The 18,668-nt window shown below is 55.4% G+C and carries 20 protein-coding genes; 11 read left to right on the forward strand and 9 right to left on the reverse strand.

The window, feature by feature from the left end; translation table 11 throughout:
- Positions 1-183 precede the first annotated feature (183 nt).
- The gene (locus ABUK12_RS01070; RefSeq protein WP_410014548.1) at positions 184-1,107 is read left to right on the forward strand and encodes a LysR family transcriptional regulator; all 924 of its coding nucleotides are present in this window, start codon (positions 184-186) and stop codon (positions 1,105-1,107) included.
- 129 nt (positions 1,108-1,236) lie between these two features.
- Complete coding sequence (locus ABUK12_RS01075; protein WP_410014549.1) at positions 1,237-1,434, forward strand: tautomerase family protein; 198 nt, start codon at positions 1,237-1,239, stop codon at positions 1,432-1,434.
- A gap of 99 nt (positions 1,435-1,533) precedes the next feature.
- On the opposite strand, the gene ABUK12_RS01080 is transcribed toward ABUK12_RS01075, so the two are convergent.
- The 4 genes from ABUK12_RS01080 to ABUK12_RS01095 form a co-directional block, all read right to left on the reverse strand.
- Positions 1,534-1,971, reverse strand: a complete 438-nt coding sequence (locus ABUK12_RS01080) for a hypothetical protein (protein ID WP_410014550.1) — start codon at positions 1,969-1,971, stop codon at positions 1,534-1,536.
- 255 nt (positions 1,972-2,226) lie between these two features.
- Positions 2,227-2,838, reverse strand: a complete 612-nt coding sequence (locus ABUK12_RS01085; protein WP_410014551.1) for an alpha/beta hydrolase — start codon at positions 2,836-2,838, stop codon at positions 2,227-2,229.
- Positions 2,835-3,812 (reverse strand): glutathione S-transferase family protein, encoded by a 978-nt coding sequence (locus ABUK12_RS01090; protein WP_410014552.1) that lies wholly within the window; start codon positions 3,810-3,812, stop codon positions 2,835-2,837. Before ABUK12_RS01090 ends, ABUK12_RS01085 begins: the two co-directional genes overlap by 4 nt.
- Before the next feature lie 11 nt (positions 3,813-3,823).
- On the reverse strand, positions 3,824-4,231 hold the full coding sequence (locus ABUK12_RS01095; RefSeq protein WP_410014553.1) for a DoxX family protein: 408 nt from the start codon (positions 4,229-4,231) through the stop codon (positions 3,824-3,826).
- 331 nt (positions 4,232-4,562) lie between these two features.
- Between ABUK12_RS01095 and ABUK12_RS01100 the strand changes: the two genes are divergently transcribed.
- A complete protein-coding gene (locus ABUK12_RS01100; protein WP_410014554.1) occupies positions 4,563-5,477 on the forward strand; it encodes a LysR substrate-binding domain-containing protein in 915 nt (304 codons plus the stop codon).
- 144 nt (positions 5,478-5,621) lie between these two features.
- Here ABUK12_RS01100 and ABUK12_RS01105 read toward each other — a convergent pair whose 3' ends face one another.
- Positions 5,622-6,365, reverse strand: coding sequence for a GntR family transcriptional regulator (locus ABUK12_RS01105; RefSeq protein WP_410014555.1), 744 nt, complete (start codon positions 6,363-6,365; stop codon positions 5,622-5,624).
- Between the two features lie 236 nt (positions 6,366-6,601).
- Between ABUK12_RS01105 and ABUK12_RS01110 the strand changes: the two genes are divergently transcribed.
- From ABUK12_RS01110 to ABUK12_RS01120, 3 genes are read left to right on the forward strand one after another with little or no spacing between them, the layout of a single operon-like run.
- Entirely contained in the window at positions 6,602-7,381 is a 780-nt protein-coding gene (locus ABUK12_RS01110) for an ABC transporter substrate-binding protein (protein ID WP_410016787.1), read from the forward strand.
- 3 nt (positions 7,382-7,384) lie between these two features.
- The gene (locus ABUK12_RS01115; RefSeq protein ID WP_410014556.1) at positions 7,385-8,362 is read left to right on the forward strand and encodes an SIS domain-containing protein; all 978 of its coding nucleotides are present in this window, start codon (positions 7,385-7,387) and stop codon (positions 8,360-8,362) included.
- Positions 8,363-8,373: 11 nt separating this feature from the next.
- Positions 8,374-9,186 (forward strand): PfkB family carbohydrate kinase, encoded by an 813-nt coding sequence (locus ABUK12_RS01120; RefSeq protein WP_410016788.1) that lies wholly within the window; start codon positions 8,374-8,376, stop codon positions 9,184-9,186.
- Positions 9,187-9,309: 123 nt separating this feature from the next.
- Here ABUK12_RS01120 and ftrA read toward each other — a convergent pair whose 3' ends face one another.
- Entirely contained in the window at positions 9,310-10,332 is a 1,023-nt protein-coding gene (gene ftrA, locus ABUK12_RS01125; RefSeq protein ID WP_410014557.1) for a transcriptional regulator FtrA, read from the reverse strand.
- Between the two features lie 136 nt (positions 10,333-10,468).
- Between ftrA and ABUK12_RS01130 the strand changes: the two genes are divergently transcribed.
- Together ABUK12_RS01130 and ABUK12_RS01135 are read left to right on the forward strand one after the other, a co-directional pair.
- On the forward strand, positions 10,469-12,061 hold the full coding sequence (locus ABUK12_RS01130) for a B12-binding domain-containing radical SAM protein (protein ID WP_410014558.1): 1,593 nt from the start codon (positions 10,469-10,471) through the stop codon (positions 12,059-12,061).
- A gap of 7 nt (positions 12,062-12,068) precedes the next feature.
- Positions 12,069-12,992 carry a DMT family transporter gene (locus tag ABUK12_RS01135; protein ID WP_410014559.1) on the forward strand — a complete coding sequence of 308 codons (924 nt, stop codon included), beginning with the start codon at positions 12,069-12,071 and terminating at the stop codon, positions 12,990-12,992.
- Between the two features lie 26 nt (positions 12,993-13,018).
- Here the strand turns inward: ABUK12_RS01135 and ytfE are convergent, their stop codons facing one another.
- On the reverse strand, positions 13,019-13,684 hold the full coding sequence (ytfE, locus tag ABUK12_RS01140; protein ID WP_410014560.1) for an iron-sulfur cluster repair protein YtfE: 666 nt from the start codon (positions 13,682-13,684) through the stop codon (positions 13,019-13,021).
- Positions 13,685-13,971: 287 nt separating this feature from the next.
- On the opposite strand from ytfE, the gene ABUK12_RS01145 reads away from it, so the two are divergent.
- Positions 13,972-14,514, forward strand: coding sequence for a chorismate mutase (locus tag ABUK12_RS01145; protein ID WP_410014561.1), 543 nt, complete (start codon positions 13,972-13,974; stop codon positions 14,512-14,514).
- Between the two features lie 36 nt (positions 14,515-14,550).
- Entirely contained in the window at positions 14,551-15,123 is a 573-nt protein-coding gene (locus ABUK12_RS01150; protein ID WP_410014562.1) for an SDR family NAD(P)-dependent oxidoreductase, read from the forward strand.
- Between the two features lie 148 nt (positions 15,124-15,271).
- Here the strand turns inward: ABUK12_RS01150 and ABUK12_RS01155 are convergent, their stop codons facing one another.
- Positions 15,272-16,045, reverse strand: coding sequence for an SDR family NAD(P)-dependent oxidoreductase (locus ABUK12_RS01155; protein WP_410014563.1), 774 nt, complete (start codon positions 16,043-16,045; stop codon positions 15,272-15,274).
- A gap of 139 nt (positions 16,046-16,184) precedes the next feature.
- Here ABUK12_RS01155 and ABUK12_RS01160 point away from each other — a divergent pair, with 139 nt between their 5' ends.
- Positions 16,185-17,057 (forward strand): LysR substrate-binding domain-containing protein, encoded by an 873-nt coding sequence (locus ABUK12_RS01160; protein WP_410014564.1) that lies wholly within the window; start codon positions 16,185-16,187, stop codon positions 17,055-17,057.
- A gap of 150 nt (positions 17,058-17,207) precedes the next feature.
- Here the strand turns inward: ABUK12_RS01160 and ABUK12_RS01165 are convergent, their stop codons facing one another.
- Complete coding sequence (locus ABUK12_RS01165; protein ID WP_410014565.1) at positions 17,208-18,569, reverse strand: MFS transporter; 1,362 nt, start codon at positions 18,567-18,569, stop codon at positions 17,208-17,210.
- Positions 18,570-18,668: the final 99 nt, after the last annotated feature.

Below are 18,668 nucleotides of genomic sequence, written 5' to 3' on the forward strand. Positions count from 1 at the left end.
GATAATTCTATCGCCGTAGGGCCCAAGAGAAAGTTCCCATGGCAATGATGCCGTCCTATAGCGGGATTCGCCGCAAGGGGTGGGAGGGTGCCCTTAGCATTCAAGTCATTATCCTGCCCATATTAATACCCGGTGATTTTCGCTAAAGTAGGTCCTTTACCCGCTTACAGGTCTACCTTACTGATGATACCCATCCCTGTTTCAATAGAATCATTTCGGAGTATTGTTCATTTTGTCACCGCGGCCAATGCGCAAAGTTTTACCGAAGCAGCGGAGTCCCTGGGTATCTCAAAGTCCGCGATCGGCAAAAGCATTAGCCTGCTGGAGCAAAACCTGGGGACGGCGCTCTTTCATCGCACAACGCGCAAAATCAGTCTGACCACGGAAGGAGAAGCTTATCTGGCCAGTTGCCGGATAGCGCTTGAAACACTGCAATCCGCTGAGAACGCGTTGCGCTCCAAGCTTACCGAACCTTGTGGCACCATTCGCATCGATATGCCCGCCGCCTTTGGCCGCTCCGTGATGATGCCGATATTATTGGATATGGCTGAACGGTTTCCCCATTTAAAACTCACCATTACGTTTAATGATAAACTCATCGATCCGGTGGAAATCGGCTTCGATCTCGCTATCCGTTTCGGCGCTTTAAAAGACAGCGCGGACCTGGTGGCAAAAAAACTCAATGAACAGCATCTTGTTCTCGCCGCATCCCCGGAATACTTATCCCGTTACGGTACGCCGTTGCACTTTGCGGATCTCAAGCAGCAACGCTGCATCATGGCATGGCGGGGGGGAAATCCCTTAAGCTGGTTGATTAAGAACGCGCAAGGCGAGGATGTCAGATTTAATCCCACGCCATTTCATCAAATCAGCGACGGCGACGCCATGGTCGGCGCCTGTGTATCCGGCGCCGGTATCATTCAGTTTCCAGAATCTTTGCTACGGCCCTATATCGCGCGGGGCGAGTTAGTGTCTATCCTGCCGGAGCTGACGCCCAGCCCTACGCAGTTGAGCATTATCTGGCCGCGCTCGCGTCATTTGTTGCCAAGCGTTCGTTTTATCATCGATGAGCTTATCGCGTTATCGAAACAGAATGCCTTCGGATGATTGTCTTCTTTTTATCTACACTGCGTCTACTTTTAGCACCTTTATAAACTTTTATAAACAGGTTATTGTCATTTCACATTCACTTCAGCCAGGCCCGCCGGGACTGGTTTATCGTTGAGAGGAATAATTATGCCAGTAGTCAATATCCAGATGTTTGCCGGCCGTGATGAGGCTAAACCGGCCATTGCTAAAGCAGTCACCGACGCTATTGCCACTCATGCCAAGGTCGATCCCCAGTATATTTACGTGATTTTCAATGACGTAAAAACTGACAACTGGGCGATTTCCGGTGAACTTTTTTCTGAAACATTGAAAAAATCGAGCTGACTGCACTCGTAATTTTATGTGCCAGCGTGATACCTCTTTGTGTACTTTATACATGCCGCCGTGGGGCCATCCAGCGGCGGCATTAATCTTTAAATGAATTTATAGTATGGTTATTTTGTCCAGGTGGAAATGATGCGTCATTTCCCTGATAAAGACAAAATACGTAAGGCAGGGGGTTTTTTCAGGGGAGATAACAATTTCAGAATAGGACAACCTATCCGCCAGCGTGTTGAACGCCGCTTCAATCTCTGATGGTAAAATGACGTTAGACCCATCAAAGTAAATACTACTCACCTCTTTCATTAATTCATCTTGGCACAACGCGCCGCCGTTAACGGGGAATAGGTCTTTATCGGATTCAATAATCTCTTCAATGCGATAAATCAACATTTCCAGGTCATAGGCAGTGAGCGTTCCTGATTTAAACAGGTTTTTGGCGGCATGAGCATAACCTGCCGGGATTTTTATCGCGCGATCCCCTCCTTGCCAGAGAAAGCTTATCGATTCGGATTTAATGGAAAACTCAAAAGTATTCATCCCCTGGGCCCTTAAGTGAGCATAGCGCGAAAACAGTATCAAATGTTGTATTGTTCATGGCACACAAGTATAAGCGTTTTCATCAAACTCGTTAGTCTCTGATAAAGCTATTTACCGGAATTTTCATTAAAGATTTCTTACCTGTAACTCAATATTCCCTGAAAATATTGCCAAACTACACTGCGTTTTCTGACAGGCTTCTTAGCAGAAAAGAGCGGGTCCGGCACGTTTTCAGACATACTGGGGGAATACAAATCACCCGTTTAAATTGAAGCGCCGGGCGATATACTCAGCCGCTTTTTTTATACCCGATATAGAAAGGGTATGTGATATCCCGGGTTCGAAAAGCGTTTCGACCTCGATACCCGCATCTCTCAGCCGGACGCAGGCATTTTCGCTTTCCCGCCAGGGTATTACGGCATCCGACGTACCATGGATAAGAAGCGCTTTTGCGTGTATTTGCCCGCTCCAGGGCTCAGGGGAAGATAAGCGTCCGGAAAAAGCCACAACCGCAATCAGTGGCAGCCGGTTTGTGACCAATGCGTCCAGGGCCATAATAGCGCCCTGGGAAAAACCGAGGAGAATAAGCTGGTCCTCGCCCGGCACGAAGTCATGCTGCCTGAATATCTCCCTTAAAACCCCGTCAAACGCGCTGCGCGCCTCCGCGATACGACGTGGCCGAGAATTTTCTGTAATGTCTTGCACGCTGAACCATTGATAACCGGCGTTACCACCGGCAAAGGAAGACGTGCCATCGGGCGTGGAGACAATAACGTCAGGCAGTAATTGGCGTAAAAGCTGTGCCACTCCCTGCATACCCGCCCCCGAGCTGCCGACACCATGTAGCAGAACAACTAATTTTTTCATTTCAGCTCGTCCTCGTTAAAACCATAATCGCGCAAGTCTGGCCCCATCGGCACGATGCCATTGGGATTCAGCGCTTTGATGGAATAATATCCCTGTTTGATATGATCCATGTTAACGGTTTCGTTTATGCCCGGTACCTGCAATAGGCGCCGGGTAAACGCGAAAAGAAACTGGTATTGCCTAAGCTGGCGGATATTACATTTAAATAAACCGTGGTAAGCGGCGTCGAATCGAATCAGTGTCACGAACAGCCGGATATCCGCCTCGGTCATCTTATCCCCCGTGAGATAAACACGCCCGTCGCTCAGGCGTTTCTCCAATGCGTCAAGCATACCGAAAACATCATTGCAGGCTTCCTGATAGCTGATTTGCGAGGTGGCAAATCCAGCCCGGTAAACGCCATTATTCAGCGCCGGATAGATTTCCGCATTTAATAAATCGATCTCCGCCTGAAATTCAGGCGGATAGAGATCGATATCGGAACCAGCCAGCGTCCCGAAGCCGCTGTTAAACATACGGACGATATCAGCGGATTCATTACTGACAATGGTTCGGCTCTTTTTATCCCACAGCACCGGCACGGTGGCGCGGCCAGTATAGTTAGCATCGGCACGCGTATAGAGTTGATGCAGCCATTCCACCTGATTGAGATCATCGCGGTTGGCTCCCGGATAATCACCAAAGTGCCAGCCCTCGTCAAGAAGCCAGGGTTCAACGACTGATAGGCTAACCACATCCTCCAGTCCTTTCAATTTTCTGGCTATTAAGGTACGTGAAGCCCACGGACAAATCAGCGCCACGTACAGATGGTAGCGCCCCGGCTCGGCCTTGAAACCGCCGTCACCCGTAATGCCCGGCAACCCCTCGGGGGTGACCCAATGACGAAAACTGGAAGCCTGACGAACAAATCCGCCTTTCTCATCTTTTGCCTGTACGGGATGCCATTCGGCGGTCCATTTTCCATTAACAAGCATGCGGGTTCCCCTTAACGCTTATTCAGGGTTGGTTTAAGCGCATATTTACCATCGCCGGTGAGCGCCAGAACGATCAGCCCGATAATCCAGAAGGCGGGAAACTCCCACCCGCCATTAGGGTTGGTGAAGAAAAAGCCGGCGGGTCCGTGAACGGTAAAAATCGCGCCCAGTAGTATAGGGATTAGGATCACCGCCACTACGCGGGTATACACGCCCAGAATCAGTGCGATGGCTCCCACCAGTTCCACCGCCATGGTAATATAGGCAAGACCGCCGGGCAGGCCGAGCGAGGCGAAAAATTTGGCCGTTCCCGCGGGCGTAAACACAAAAAATTTCAGGCTAAAATGGGCCAGAAACAAGATACCCAGCGCCAGGCGCATGATCAGGGCGGCATAAGGTGCGGTACGAGTGTCGGTCATGGTAAGTTCCTCTCAGTCGGTTGATGTGAGGAAGATACCTTATTTCCATTATGGATATTATCCCATCATTCAGAGTAAGTTTTGTTCCAAAATGGAAATTATCAGGTCATCAGCGCGTTTATTCATCGCGTTGACTCAGGCTGCTTTTTCATTTTTGACGGATATCAGAAGAAAATATAAATCAGGCTGGGCAGGTTTATCCCCGCCTGATGACCTGAACCGACGGCCTGGATAAAGCACTTTATATAATCATCATTCTATCTGTTCTTATCCCCTCGTGGGCCTTTGTTTGCTATGGTGACGCACCGATAGCCTTGTTGCCGGAATCAAAATGGAAAGACTGGACTGTGATCGTATGTTTATCGCGGTGATCGAGACGGGCAGTTTTACGGCCGCGGCACAGCGGCTGTCTACCAGCCATGGGCAGGCCTCTAAACTGATTTCACGGCTTGAGAAGGCGCTTGCGGTTACTCTGTTCAGGCGCAGCACCCGCTCGCTGCAGCCTACTGAATTAGGACTGGCGTATTACGAGCGGATCCGCCCTTTGCTGGCGGAATATGATGCGCTGAATGAAGATTTACTCAACGCATCTAAAGGTCTCTCCGGCCAGCTGAAGCTGTCGGCCCCCGTCACTTTCGGCTCCACTCAGCTTACCGCTCCGCTGATCGCTTTTGCCCGCCGTTACCCCGACATAGAGCTTGATGTCAGTTTTTCTGACCGGCTGGTGAATGTTGTCAATGAGGGCTTCGATCTGACTTTACGTATAGGCAACCTTGATGACAGCAGTCTCATCGCCCGTAAGCTCTGTGATATCCGTATCGTCATGGTGGCATCAAGAGACTACCTCAACGATCACGGCACTCCCTCGCATTGGGGGGAACTAGCCGATCATAACTGTATTCTGGACACCAATTTTCGCGATCCGTTTCTCTGGCCTTTTCTGGATGATAACCAACAGTTACATGTTCATTCGGTCAGAGGGAAAATGAAGTTCTCAAATGCGGAAGTTTGCCTGCGCGCGGCCACCGAAGGAATGGGCATTGCCCGTCTGCCCGCTTTCGTGGCGGGCGAGGCGCTACAAAACGGGCAGGTCATGCCCGTACTTGGACATTATGAAGCTCCGCCCCTGGGCCTTTACGCTGTTTATCCCCCGGCAAAATATTTGGCTCAGAAGTCCCGGGCGCTGATAGATTTTCTTGCCGACCGCTTTTCCGGCCAACCGGAATGGGAAAAAAACTGGCTATAAAATCCCTTAAAGCAGTCGGGGGCGTATTCAACAGGTTTAACGCGTGGCTGCAGAATCCAGGTAATAACGCCCATAGCGCTAAATAGGCATGACGGCGGCACTTATCACGGCGCGGTTATCCGCGTTTTCCAAGCGCCCGGCGGCCTAGCGGTGGCTAATGCGAAACGACACCCGCTGAGGATGATTCACCGACACCAGATATTCCACCGGCTGCTGAAAACGGTCGGCGATCACGCCCCGGTATACCAGCGCCGGGCTGTCCGGCGGCGCGTTCAGTAACGCCTGCTCTTCTTCATTCATGATGCCGACCCGGATAGTGCCCTCGTCGGACACGCCGAAAATGTGATACCGCTCCGCCAGCAGCCGGTACAGCGAACCATTCTGCTCCAGCATCTCCGCCGTCAGATCCGGGATTATGGCGCGGGGGAGGTAGCTGGTTTCCAGGCAGAACGGCTCGCTATCGGCCAGCCGCAGGCGTTTAATCATCACCAGCGGATCGCCGGCGCTGATTTTCAGCAGCGCGGCGAGGCGGGAACTGGCCTGGGTATCCTGGAAATAAATCAGCCTGCTTCCCGGCACCGCGCCATTAAGCTCGGTGATCTTGCTGATACCCAGTTCAATCGCCTGGGTCAGCGGGCGCTCTATGGTGGTATGGGTCAGCCAGGTGCCCTGGTTGCCGCGCCGCTCCAGCACGCCGCTCGCGACCAGTTCATCAATGATTTTGCGCAGCGTCATTCTGCTGATGCCCAACTGGGCCGCCAGATCCCGTTCCGCCGGGATCTGATCGCCATCGTTGAACTCAGGGGTGCTCAATAAATTCAGCAATGCCTGCCTGGCCTGCAGATAGGCCCGGCGTGGACGGCGCTTACCTTCGCTCGGCTCGCTCATGGTCTGTTTTTTAGTCCGGATTACACTGGGGCAATGGGGCCAGTATAGCCGCTCAGCCGTTGTTCCGTCATCGGAAATTCATCGGCGCCGCGCGATAAAGGGCCGGCATTAAGCAGACCATCACGCCATCACGACCCGTCAGGCCGGCATAAAACAGAAAAATGAATTGCGTATCTCACGGCGCAGGCGTATATCTTGTATGGTCTATTTTATGGTATATTTATCAGGAGTAAATGATGAAAAAAACGCTTGCCCTGTTATCCCTCGGCCTGGCTTTGGCGGGGCTCACCTGCCAGGCATCAGCCCAGCAACAAATCCGGTTCGGCACCGATGCCACCTTTCCGCCGTTTGAGTCGAAAGCCGCGGATGGCAGTCTGCAGGGCTTTGACATTGATTTGGGCAATGCGATCTGCGCTCATCTCCAGGCTAAGTGCGTGTGGGTGGAAAACAGCTTTGATGGCCTGATCCCGGCGCTGCATGCCCGCAAGTTCGACGCCATCCTTTCTTCGCTGTCGATCACCGATGAGCGTAAAAAAGCCATCGACTTCTCCGATAAATTATTCAATACCCCGGCGTATCTGATCGCCGCGAAAGACAGCGGCCTCAAGCCGACCGCCGAATCCCTGCGCGGCAAGCGCCTGGGCGTGCAGCAGGGGTCGGTATTCGAGGCCTATGCCAAGAAACATTGGCAGGATCAGGGGGTCGAGCTGGTTTCCTACCCCAGCGCGGAAGCGGTCTATGCCGATTTGGTGGTCGGACGTTTGGACGCGACCCTGGATGATGCGACGGTGGTGACCGACGCGCTGTTGAACAAACCCCAGGGCAAGAATTTCAGCCTGGTTGATCCGCAGGTAAAAGACGATGTCATTTTTGGCCCCGGCACCGGTATAGGCGTGCGTAAGCAGGACGACAAGCTGCTGGCGCAGCTCAACGGCGCCATTGCGGCGATCCGCAGCGACGGCACCTATGATCAGCTGGCGAAAAAATATTTTAATTTCAATGTGTATGGCGACTAATTTATGAATACTGCAGCAATTATTTCTTCCCTTATTGAACAGCGTTTCCGCCCGCAGGGCGGGCTGCGCCAGGTGTTCCTGGTGGCCTGCGGCGGTTCGCTGGTGGATATGTACCCGGCTAATTATTTTCTTAATAGCGAATCCACCACCCTGCACAGCTATATGATGACCGCCAATGAGTTTGTCCATGCCGCGCCGAAGACGCTGGGCAGGCAATCGCTGACGATTGTCTGCTCCCACGGCGGCGATACCCCCGAGTCGGTGGCGGCGGCGGAGCTGGCCCAGCGCCGGGGCAGCGCCACCGTCACCCTGACCCATAACGAGCGGGCAGGCCTGATCGATTTCTCCGACAGCAATCTGCTGTATGCCTGGGGCGATGACAGCCAGGTTATCAATAATCCGATGGCGCTGATTCTGAGCCTGTGCGTCGAGGCGTTGCAGCAGACCGAAGGCTTCGACGGCTATGCCGATTTCCTGGCCGGCATGGAGCAGATCGACGGGGTTATCGCCCGGGCCCGTCGTCAGGTCCAGGCGCGCAGCGCAGCGTTTGCCAAACGCTATGCGCAGGAGTCGCTTTTTTATATTCTTTCCAGCGGAGCGTCCTACGGCCATGCCTATGGCTTTGCCATCTGCTCGCTGATGGAAATGCAGTGGCTTAACGCGGCGTCCATCCACAGCGGCGAGTATTTCCACGGTCCGTTTGAAGTGACGGATGCCAATACGCCTTGGATTTTGATGATGAACGAAGGCCGCACCCGGGCGCTGGACGAACGGGCGCATGCCTTCCTGGGCCGGTATGGCGATAAGGTGGAAATTATCGATGCCCGGGAACTGGGCCTGGGCGTGATGCCGGTAAGCGTGGTGGACTATTTTAACCCGATACTGTTTTACAGCGTGATGTGCGAATACCGTGCCGCGTTGGCCAATGAGCGGCGGCATCCGTTGGAGACGCGGCGGTATATGGGACAGGTGCCCTACTGAGGGACGACATGATGAAAGTACTCGGACTAGGCGATAACGTTATCGACCGCTATACCCATACCGGCATCGGTTATCCCGGAGGGAACGCGCTTAACTTCAGCGTATACGCCCGGCTGCTGTCGGCCGAGGCCGCCTATCTGGGCGTCTTTGGCGACGATCGGGCGGCGGAGCATATCCGCCGCGTGCTGGCGGCGAGGGGAGTGGACATTTCCCGCTGCCTGGTGGCGGCCGGCGAAAATGGCCATGCCAGCCTGACCATCGAACAGGGGGAGCGCCGCTTTCTCGGCTCCAACGCCGGCGGCATCCGTCAAAAAATAGCCATGGATTTTGCCCTGGAGGATATGTCCTGGCTAGGCCAGTTTACGCTGGTGCATACCAGCGCCTACAGCTATGCCGACGCCCTGTTGCCGGCGCTTGGCATGCTGCCTGGCCGTTTATCCTATGATTTTTCAGATGATTTTGAAATTGAGCGGGCGTTGCCGCTGTGTCGCTGGCTGGATTACGGCTTTTTCTCCTGCGCGGACCGCAGCCTGGGGGAAACCCGGGAAGTGCTTGCCGCGGCCCGGCATGCGGGCTGCCGCCTGCCGATCGCCACCCGCGGAGCCGAGGGCGCTTTGCTGTTCGACGGCAGCCGCTGGTTCAGCCAGGCGCCGGAGATGATCACGCCGGTGGATACCCTTGGCGCCGGAGACGCTTTTATCACCGCGTTCCTGCTGGCCCATGCCGCGGGTGACACGCTGGCGGAAAGCCTGCGCCGGGGCGCCGGTTTCGCCGCGCGGATATGTATGGTGGAAGGGGCATTCGGCGAGGGCATGATCTACTGATTTCCCACGCCGCGCAATACGCGACAAGATTGCCGGTGTCGGCAGGATTCAATGGCTTCAGGTAAAGCGGCGCCGGCTGATGAAATAGCGACATTCCCCCCATCGCTGCCGGCGCAGCCTGTTTTACCGCGGCAAATCTTCGCCTGATTGCGGGGGATGCGCGGACGCCGCGCCGTATTTTTGCCGGCATTGGCGGCGAAACTGGGTCGGCGAAATCGTTTCATGCAGCCTGAACTGATGGCGAAACGTGGCCTCCGAGCTGTGGCCGGAGACTTCGGCTATGCGCGCGATGGACAGCGACCCGCTGCTCAACAGCTCCCTGGCATAATCCAACCGGCACTGCGCCAGCCATTGCATCACGGGCAGTCCCATGGCTTCCTGGAAATGGCGTTGCAGCGTCCGCTCGGACATCATGGCGCGTTTTGCCAGCGAGGAAACCGTATGGGTCAGTATCAGGTTGCCCCGCAGCCAGTCAACCAGGGAGGCAATGCGGTTTTCCCCTTTTTCCACCACTTTGGTTTTGATTAACTGCTGTTGGCTCCCTTCCCGGTGAAAAGGGATCACCAGACGCTGCGCCACCATATTGGCGACACGGTGGCCATAGTCGTTCTTGACCAGATGCATCAGCATATCCAGCCCGGCCGCCGATCCGGCCGAAGTCATGATTTGCCCCTGATCAACATACAGCGCCGAGGGCAAGACGATGGTATCGGGATAACGTTGCGCCAGCAGCCTGGCGTGATGCCAATGGGTGGTGACGCTTTTGCCGTGCAGCAGGCCGGCCGCCGCCAGCACAAATACCCCGGTACAGATGCTGCAAATGCGCGCGCCGCGCCGGTAGGCGTCACGCAGGCTTTGCAACAGGCGTTCCGAAGGGGTTTCATTGATATCCCGCCAGGCCGGTATGATGATCGTATCCGCCGTGGCCAGCACATCGAGATCGGCTTCTATCTCCATGCGGATACCGCCGACGGCATGGATCAGGTGCTTATCAGCGGTACAAACCGTAAAGCGGTACCAGTCGACGTTCAGTTCCGGGCGCGCCACGGCAAAAAATTCCACCACGCAGCCAAACTCGAAGGTTCGCAGCCGGTCGTAGGCTACCGCCACGACATGGTGACCTTTTTTGGCATGATTTATACGCATCTTGTCCCTTCCTATCCTATCAAGCCCGGTAAATATCATTACATAATATCCCTATTAGTGAGCCGTATAGAAGAGTAATGCGTTTGCGCGGGTATGGCTTGATGGCATTTTATTGCTGTTCCATAGGGGAGGTGGCATGAGGATCGCTCTGATCAATCCGCAGACGGAAACCGTGGGGATGCGCGAACTGTATGATCAATATGAAAACCTGGCGCTGGCGCTGATTGCCGCCCAGCTACGGCCGAGCGGGCATAGCGTGGAGCTGTACGATTTGCGGGTGGACGGTTTAACGGAAAGCGCTATGGCCCAGCTGATCGCCCAGGAAAAATTTGCCCTGATCGGCTTTAGCGTGAATTACGCCACCCTGCATTCGGCGTTGAGGATAAGCCAGCGGCTGGCGCTGTTTGCCGATCCCAAACCTTTTATCGTCCTGGGCGGCGAGCATGTTTCGTATGAGGATGTCGGCATTCTGTCGGCCTATCCGTCCATCGACGCCATTTGCCGGGGAGAAGGGGAGATTACCTTCCACCGCATGGTCGACGCCCTCAGCAACGGCTTTCCGCTTAACGATGTCGCCGGCATCACCTGGCGGGACCGGGCGACCGGCGAGTGCCGTATTAACGCCAACCGGGCGGCGAATAATCATCTCGATGGCCTGTGTTTCGCGGCCCATGATATTGCGCTGAAAAGCGTGCGTACCGCCAGGCCGGTCAAAACCGGCATTTTAATGAAACGCGGCTGTCCTTACCCGTGCGTATTTTGCAACGCGCAGCGTTTCCTGGGCAATGAGTCTACGGGCATCCGGGCGCGCTCGCCCGCCAATGTCGTCAAAGAAATGGCGGCAATGCAACCGCTGGTCAAGCAAACCCGGGGATACCTGCATATCTTTGATGCCACCTTTGTGACGCCGGCCAGAGAAAACCGCGCCTGGATCGAGGAATTTTGCGACGAGATGGAGCGGCGATCGTTAACCTTGCCGTTGGACGCCTTTATCCGCGCCGACAGCGTTGACATCAACAAACCCAGGGATCGGGATCTGCTGCTGCGTCTAAGAAGCGTCGGTCTTATCAGCACCTATTTGGGCCTGGAGGCCGGTGATAATGAACAGCTTGATTTGTATAATAAAAAAATCGTCCCCTCCGAATCAAGTAAGGTTTACCACTACCTCAAATCCCTTGGCATGACCGGGTCTACCAACGGCTGCATTACCTTTTTCCAGGACGTGACGCTGCGGCAAATACAAAATAGCGTGCTGTTTTTGTACGGCGTCGGGCTGGCGTCGTTATGGAATATTGCCTCGCGCGCCGAAACGCTGCCCGGTATTCGTCTTAATCACCAGACGCGGGTACACGAACGGCACGTGCCCTGGGATGTGGAGAATTATCATTTCAAGGATGACAAAGTGGCCACGCTCTACGCTTTCATCCGCCGGATAATCGACCGCTATGAGATTATCCGCCTCGAAGACCGTATGCTGCGCGAGATTCGCGATGCAATAAAAGTGACGCAATTTTACTGCGGCATCACCGGTTACTCCCATCTGGAGAAGGCCTTCGATCAGCACGTCAGCACGATTCAGGGCGATACGGTGGAGTTTGTCATGGGCCTGATTAGCGAATTATCCTGCCAGGACACCCTCTCCGATCGTTTGCTGCGGGCTGAATATAACTATATTGCACGGCTGGAAGAGAACATGAAGAAGCTGTTCATGTTTTATGGGACCAAATAACATGCGCATGAAAGTCTATATTACATTATCCCTTTCCGCCTTTTTTTGGGGTGGTTCGGCAATAGCGGGTAAATATGCCCTGGCGGTATTTATTCCTTCGTTCGTCACCTTTGTCCGTTTTTTCCTGGCCGCGGCGATCATCTTTATTTTAATTGATAATAAAAAACAGCTGCTGCATATCAACTGGGTGACCCATATGCGCATGCTGGTCACGGCTGTTTTTGGCGTGACCTTATGTTATTACTTTTACTTTAACGGCCTGAATATCAGCAGCGCATTCAATGCCGGCATTATCGAGGCGACCATCCCGCTGATTACGCTGCTGATGGCGTCTTTATCCGGCATGGAGCGCGTTAAACCCTGGCAACTGCTGGGATTGATTGTTGCCTACCTGGGGGTGGCGATTACCATCAGCGGCGGCAATTGGCATAGTGTGCAGGATTCATCCTACAATTATGGCGATATTATGCTGTTAATCAGTACCTTATGTTTTGGCGTTTATAATGTGTTAATCAAAAAATGGCACATTCCCATCCCGGGCATGGTGCGGATGTTTTTCCTGTTCTTCTACGGCAGCCTGGCTTTTTTACCTTGGGTATTCATTGATGCGTATCATCAGGTGGCATTTTGTTATCCCGGGAGGGGGATCACCCTTATCAGTATTGCCTCGATAATTTTTATGTCGATCGGCGGCTCGGTGCTGGCTTATTTATTCTTTAATCAAGGCATCGACGAAATCGGGGCGACCAAAGCGGCCTCTTTTATCAATTTAGTCCCCTTTATTACAGTATTCCTGTCGGTATTTGTGCTGAAGGAACCGGCCGGCCTGGCGCAGTGGGTCGGCGCTGTGGTGATCATTTCCGGCGTCATGCTATCGAACCGGGTGAAGACGGATAAAGCCGCTATCCCGCCGGAATTACCGATCCGCTAGTGGCCGTCTTCAGCGGGATTAGGGTGTTATTCTCCGCGCAGCGCCCGGGGAAACAGCAGATTATTTTCCAGGTTAACATGTTCCATTAAATCATCGGTAAATTCATTAATGCCTGCATAAAGCGCGCGCCAGGTCGTACAAGCCATGGCCGGCGCCGTCCCGTTATGGGTCAATTCACTGATGATTTCAAGCTGCCGCCCGGCATCGTCATGCTCAAGCTCCATGACGGAAATCGGCCCGGCCGCATGGACGCCCATTCCCTGCTTAATCATCGGGAACAGCACCTGCTCCTCTTTCATCATATGATCCCCCAAATCCCGGCAGAGTAGGGTCAATTGCCGGGCCAGCCCACGCGGGCATGCCGGTTTATCCCGATGTACCCGTTCTACTTTTTCCGCCATCAAAATCAGTTCCGGCAATTGTTCCCGGTGGCGCTGATGATAGCGCGCCAGGATATGATCAATCAGTTCAGTCAAGGCGCTGTCCTGACAGGGTCGGGTTTCACCGGGCTGCTCCATCAACGCCGCCAGTTGCGTTTCAATCAGTTCAATGTCCAGGAGTTGTTTTTCGGCGGCCCGCAACAGGGTCTGTTTGCCCCCACAGCAAAAATCCAAACCGTACTCACGGAATAGCCGGGTGGCGCGCGGAATGGTTATAGCAAGAGAGCCAAGGGCCTGATCGCGATACTGCATGGTAACACCTTAGAGAGAGGGAAAATTTATGATGCATTATACATGCATCTTTTAGCGTGTTGCCATAATCCCTAGTAGGTAGACGCATTGACGCTGTTTGGGCAATGCCTGCGGACGGGCTGATCTTGGGGCGCGACGGGCCGTGCGATCGCCGTCCGGGGGCAGCCCTGGCGGCAAAGCGCAACCAGACGACAATAAAGTCAAGGTATTATCCCCTATTGTCACTGTACGGTATTGTTTCTGTTGTATGCTTTTGTTTTGCTTAAGTGTCGCAGGGGAGGAATGAAATGCACCATATCGTTTTGCTTTTATCATCATTTTTCATGGCCGGGGCGGTATTCGCCAGCTCGGTGTCGACTGTGACGGTTCCTCATCTGTCGTCCGCCATAAACCAGCGCCTGTTGGTGATGAAAGATGTCGCCGGTTACAAGGCGGAGCATCACTTGCCCGTAGAAGACCTGGCGCGGGAACGGAAGGTGGTGGCTTCGGCCCAGGAAGATGCCAAGGCCATGGGCCTGGATCCGCAGTCTGTGCTGCCCTTTATCCAGGCTCAGATGGATGTGGCCAAGGCTATTCAATACCGTTATCTGGCTGACTGGTTATCCAGCCCTGAACCGTCATGGCAACCGAGAAGCCTTGATGAGGTCAGAGGGGCCATCGCCGACCAGGACAAGGTGATACTCAATTCGATCGGCCAGCGGTTGCTCGCCGGTGGTTTCAGTGAAGCGGATAAGGCGGAAATGTATAATTTGCTGCATGCGCCCCATCTTAGCGACGCGGATAGGCACCGCCTGGTTGACGCGCTGGTTAAAATTAAACGCCGGCTGTAGACTCGGCCGGGTTTGGCCCCGCCATCCCCCAGCGTGATGGCGGACGGCAAGGGCCGCTGCCGCAAATGCGCAAGCTTTGCCACCTCCGCGCCTCGCTGGTTCGGTGTGTTCAATGTCACGCGGGCAGTGCTGCCCTTAATGCGGGCACAACGTTCCGGCCATGTTATTACCGTCTCTTCGACCTGCGGCATCACCGGATTCGACGGCGCATCTATTTACTGCGCGACGAAGTTTGCCGTCGCGGGCTGGTCCGAATCCCTGAGCATCGAACTTGAACCTTTCGGGATCAGGGCAACCTGCATCCATCCGGGTCCTTTTCGCACTGATTTTCTCGAGTCAACCTCGGTCAGGTTCGGCGATCGCGTGGTTGATGATTATCAACAGTCGAGTCAAGCCAAGCGCGGGGCCCTCGCCAATACGAACCATAACCAGGACGGAGATCCGGTTAAATTTGGCCAGGCCGTGGTCAGGCTTGCCGAAGATAAAACGCCGCCGGTGCGATGGGCTGCGGGGACGAACGCCTTCGAGACGCTGATGGCGCGCGCAGACGAGCTTCGCCGCAGCGCGCACGAATGGCAGGCGCTGTCGCAGTCAACCGATATCGGCTAAGGGAAATAACCTGTCCTTAATGGCGGCGGATGCGCGGCCCGGGTCGGCGTCTGCGCACGCCAGCAAATAACGGCGTAGGTGGTCAATCGCCATTGGACGTTCCTCTATATGCCGGCGGTGCTTGATATGGAACGCGCCATAAAGTCCGTCAGGTTGCGGCGTGGAGGTGCTTCCACACCGCGCCGTAAGTGCCCAGTTCGCTGAAGCCGCCATCGGCGGCGAGATCGATGCCGGTGATAAAGCTGGCGGCATCGCTGGCGAGAAACAGAACCACTTCTGCCATCTCCTCGGGACGGCCCGCGCGGCCCAGCGGTGTCAGCTCGACCAGCGCGCGAAATAGCGGACCGGCCGGGTCCATCATCGGCGTGGCTATGACGCCGGGATGGAGCGCGTTAACACGGATGTTGGCGGGGGCGAGCTCGATCGCCGCCGATTTGGTCAGGCCGCGCACGCCCCACTTTGACGTGGAATAGCCAGCGACCGGATGGCCCATAATGCCGGCGGTGGATCCCAGGTTGACAATACTGCCGCCGCCGCCGTGCTTCATCAGGGGTGCGCACGCCTGTATGCCGAGAAACTGCCCGGTAAGGTTGACGTTCAACATGCGCTCCCATTCCTCCCGCGTCGTATGGGTGAGGGCATGGCGAACATTGGCGCCGGCGTTGTTAATAAGAATGTCGAGCCGGCCTGTCCGTGCCTCGATCTCGGCCACCACCCGCTGCCAGGCGCCGGCATCAGTCACGTCAAGGCGCGCAAAGCTGGCACCCGCCCCCATCTCTGCGGCGCGCGCCTGGCCTTCCTCCTCCAGCACGTCGCAAAGGAATACGCGCGCGCCCTCCTGAACAAATAAACGCGCTTCCGCCTCGCCTTGTCCGCGCGCGCCGCCCGTGATCAACGCCACCTTATGCTCAAGCCTGCCCATGTCATTTCTCCTTGCGCTGTCTTACTCATACGATTTATCGGCGCAACCGCGCCGGAATCCCCAGACAAGAACTATAATTGAGCACTTTCATTTGGATAATCCGCTTAATTCTGCGAACAGACCCAACCAGGAGTGTGAAATGGACCGACTTGAGAGCATGGCCGTGTTTGTCCGCGTGGCGCAAAAGGGCAGCTTTAGCGCGGCAGCCAAGGTCTGCGGGTTGTCCCCCACCATGGTGGCGAATCATATTCAGGATTTGGAACGCCGGCTCGGAACCAGGCTTATCCAGCGCACCACCCGCCGGCAAAACCTGACGGAGGTGGGACAGGCCTTCCTCGCCGACTGTTTAGACGTGCTCGCCCGCGTCGAGACGGCGGAAGATGCGGCGCGGGAACGCCATGGCAGCCCCACCGGGCGCTTGCGGGTTAGCGCCACTGTGTCGTTCGGCACCCATGTCGTCACGCCGCTCATTCACGATTACCTTAGGCTCTACCCGGACGTGGAGGTCGACCTGCGGCTAACCGACCGGATCGTTGACCTGACCGAGGAGGGCATAGAGGCCGCATTCCGATTCGGCGACCTGCCGGATAGCGGGTTGATTGCGCGGTCACTGCGCCCTTGCTTCAGGCAGGTTTGTGCCGCGCCCGATTATCTGGCGAAGCATGGCGTACCGCTAACCCCCGCTGACCTGGCACAACATGCGTGTCTGCTGTTCCGGGAGGGCGCGCCGCGCAACCGCTGGCAATTCGCCGGCATGCCGCCAGTCCAGGTATCGGGCCGCTTGGTCGCCGATAACGGCGCCGCATTGTTGTCGGCGGCGCGGGAGGGTTTAGGCGTGGCGCTGCTGGCGGATTTCGAAATAGCCGCTGACCTGGCCGCGGGGCGTCTGGTCAGGCTGCTGCGCGATACCGCCACGCCGGCATGGCCGCTGGCTCTCGTTCATCTGGCCGACCGGCGCATGACGGCCAAGCTGCGCCGGTTTGTGGAACTCGCGCTTCAACGGCTGGGGTGATCGGTCAGTGGCCGATGGATTCCAGCGGCGCCCAGGGAGTTCAATGGCGGCACTATGCCGGCACTATGCCCGGCACTATGCCGCTGGCTAATAAGTATGAATACGGCGCCGTGAGGCGCCGTAATGAAGAGACCCGGATGTGAATTTTTTTCAATGCCGGGCCTGCTCATAGCGCGCGTCCACGGCGTGGACTTCATTATCTGGCGCATGGCTTCCACTATCGGTAAATTCAGTGAGATCCAATTTATGCGTTTCAGGCGCACAGGCCACGGCGACAACGGTAACCAAACTCATGGCAACGGCCAGGCAGGCGACAGGCCAGGACGCGCCACCCGCCATGCTGGACAGGACGACGGCGGCTAAGGGCGCGATGCCGCCTGACAAGGATGCGCTGATTTCGCGACCAAGGGACAATCCGCTAAAGCGCACTTTCGATGGGAAAACTTCCGAGAAAAACGATCCCTGGGTGCCGAGCATGGCGGCAACGCCGACACCGACACCGAGCGTCATGGCGATGATGACTCCCCAGGTGGTCCCGGTATTCACCAGCCAGAAAAAGGGGAAGGCGAAGACAGCTGAAAAAACGGCGCCGAACATGTAGATGGCGCGGCGCCCAAACCGGTCAGACATCGCGCCGAACATCGGCGTGGTGCACATGGCTACGCCTGCCGCGATGGCAACCGCTATCGGCCCCACGGACGATGCCATATGCAGGGTGCCGACGATATAGGTAATGACAAAAGTCTGATAGACATAACTTACGCCGCTCTGCGCCACCTGGGAGCCGGCGACCACAAGCAGGCTCCTGCGCTCAGTGCGGACAAGATCACGCAGCGGGCTCTTGCTGACGGCCTCGGTTGTCGACAGTTTCTCAAACGCTGATGTTTCGGAAACCTTCATACGAATTAACAGTGCAATGACCACCAGCACAGAGCTGAACAAAAACGGCACCCGCCATGCCCAGGCTAAAAATATCTCTTTTGGCAGTTGGGTGAGTACAGCAAACGTACCTGCCGATAGCAACAGACCGATATATACGCCCACTCCCGGGAAAGACGAATAAAATCCCCGGCGATGCGGTGGTGCGCTTTCCGCGCTGAGGATAGCCGCGCCGCCAAACTCCGCTCCCGCGCCAAAACCCTGAATCAGCCGCAAGGTCACGAGCATCGCCGGAGCCCAAAGGCCCACGGAATCATAGGTCGGCACAAAACCAATCAGCGTGGTCGCAATCCCCATTATTAATAATGTAATCACCAGCACTTTTTTCCGGCCGATTTTATCCCCCAATTGGCCAAAATAGACGGCGCCAAAGGGGCGGACGAAAAATCCGAGGGCAAGTGTGGAGAAGGCCAATAACGTAGACACAACTGCATGCCCCTTGGGGAACATGATTTCATTAAAAACCAGCGCTGCCGCCGTGCCGTAAAGGAAATAATCAAACCATTCCAGCGCAGAGCCGACCAGGGAGGCGGCTGCTACCCCTTTCATAGATGGATGTTTTGCGTGACTCATAGGGTTTTCCCCTGTTCTGTGGCTATAGTTATTCCTCATCACCAAAGATGATTAGGGTGTTTGATAATAAGATGTTCAGCTGTAAAGGGGGTCCGCTAA

The sequence above is a fragment of the Sodalis sp. C49 genome (genome assembly GCF_046352915.1).
GTDB lineage: Bacteria > Pseudomonadota > Gammaproteobacteria > Enterobacterales > Enterobacteriaceae > Acerihabitans.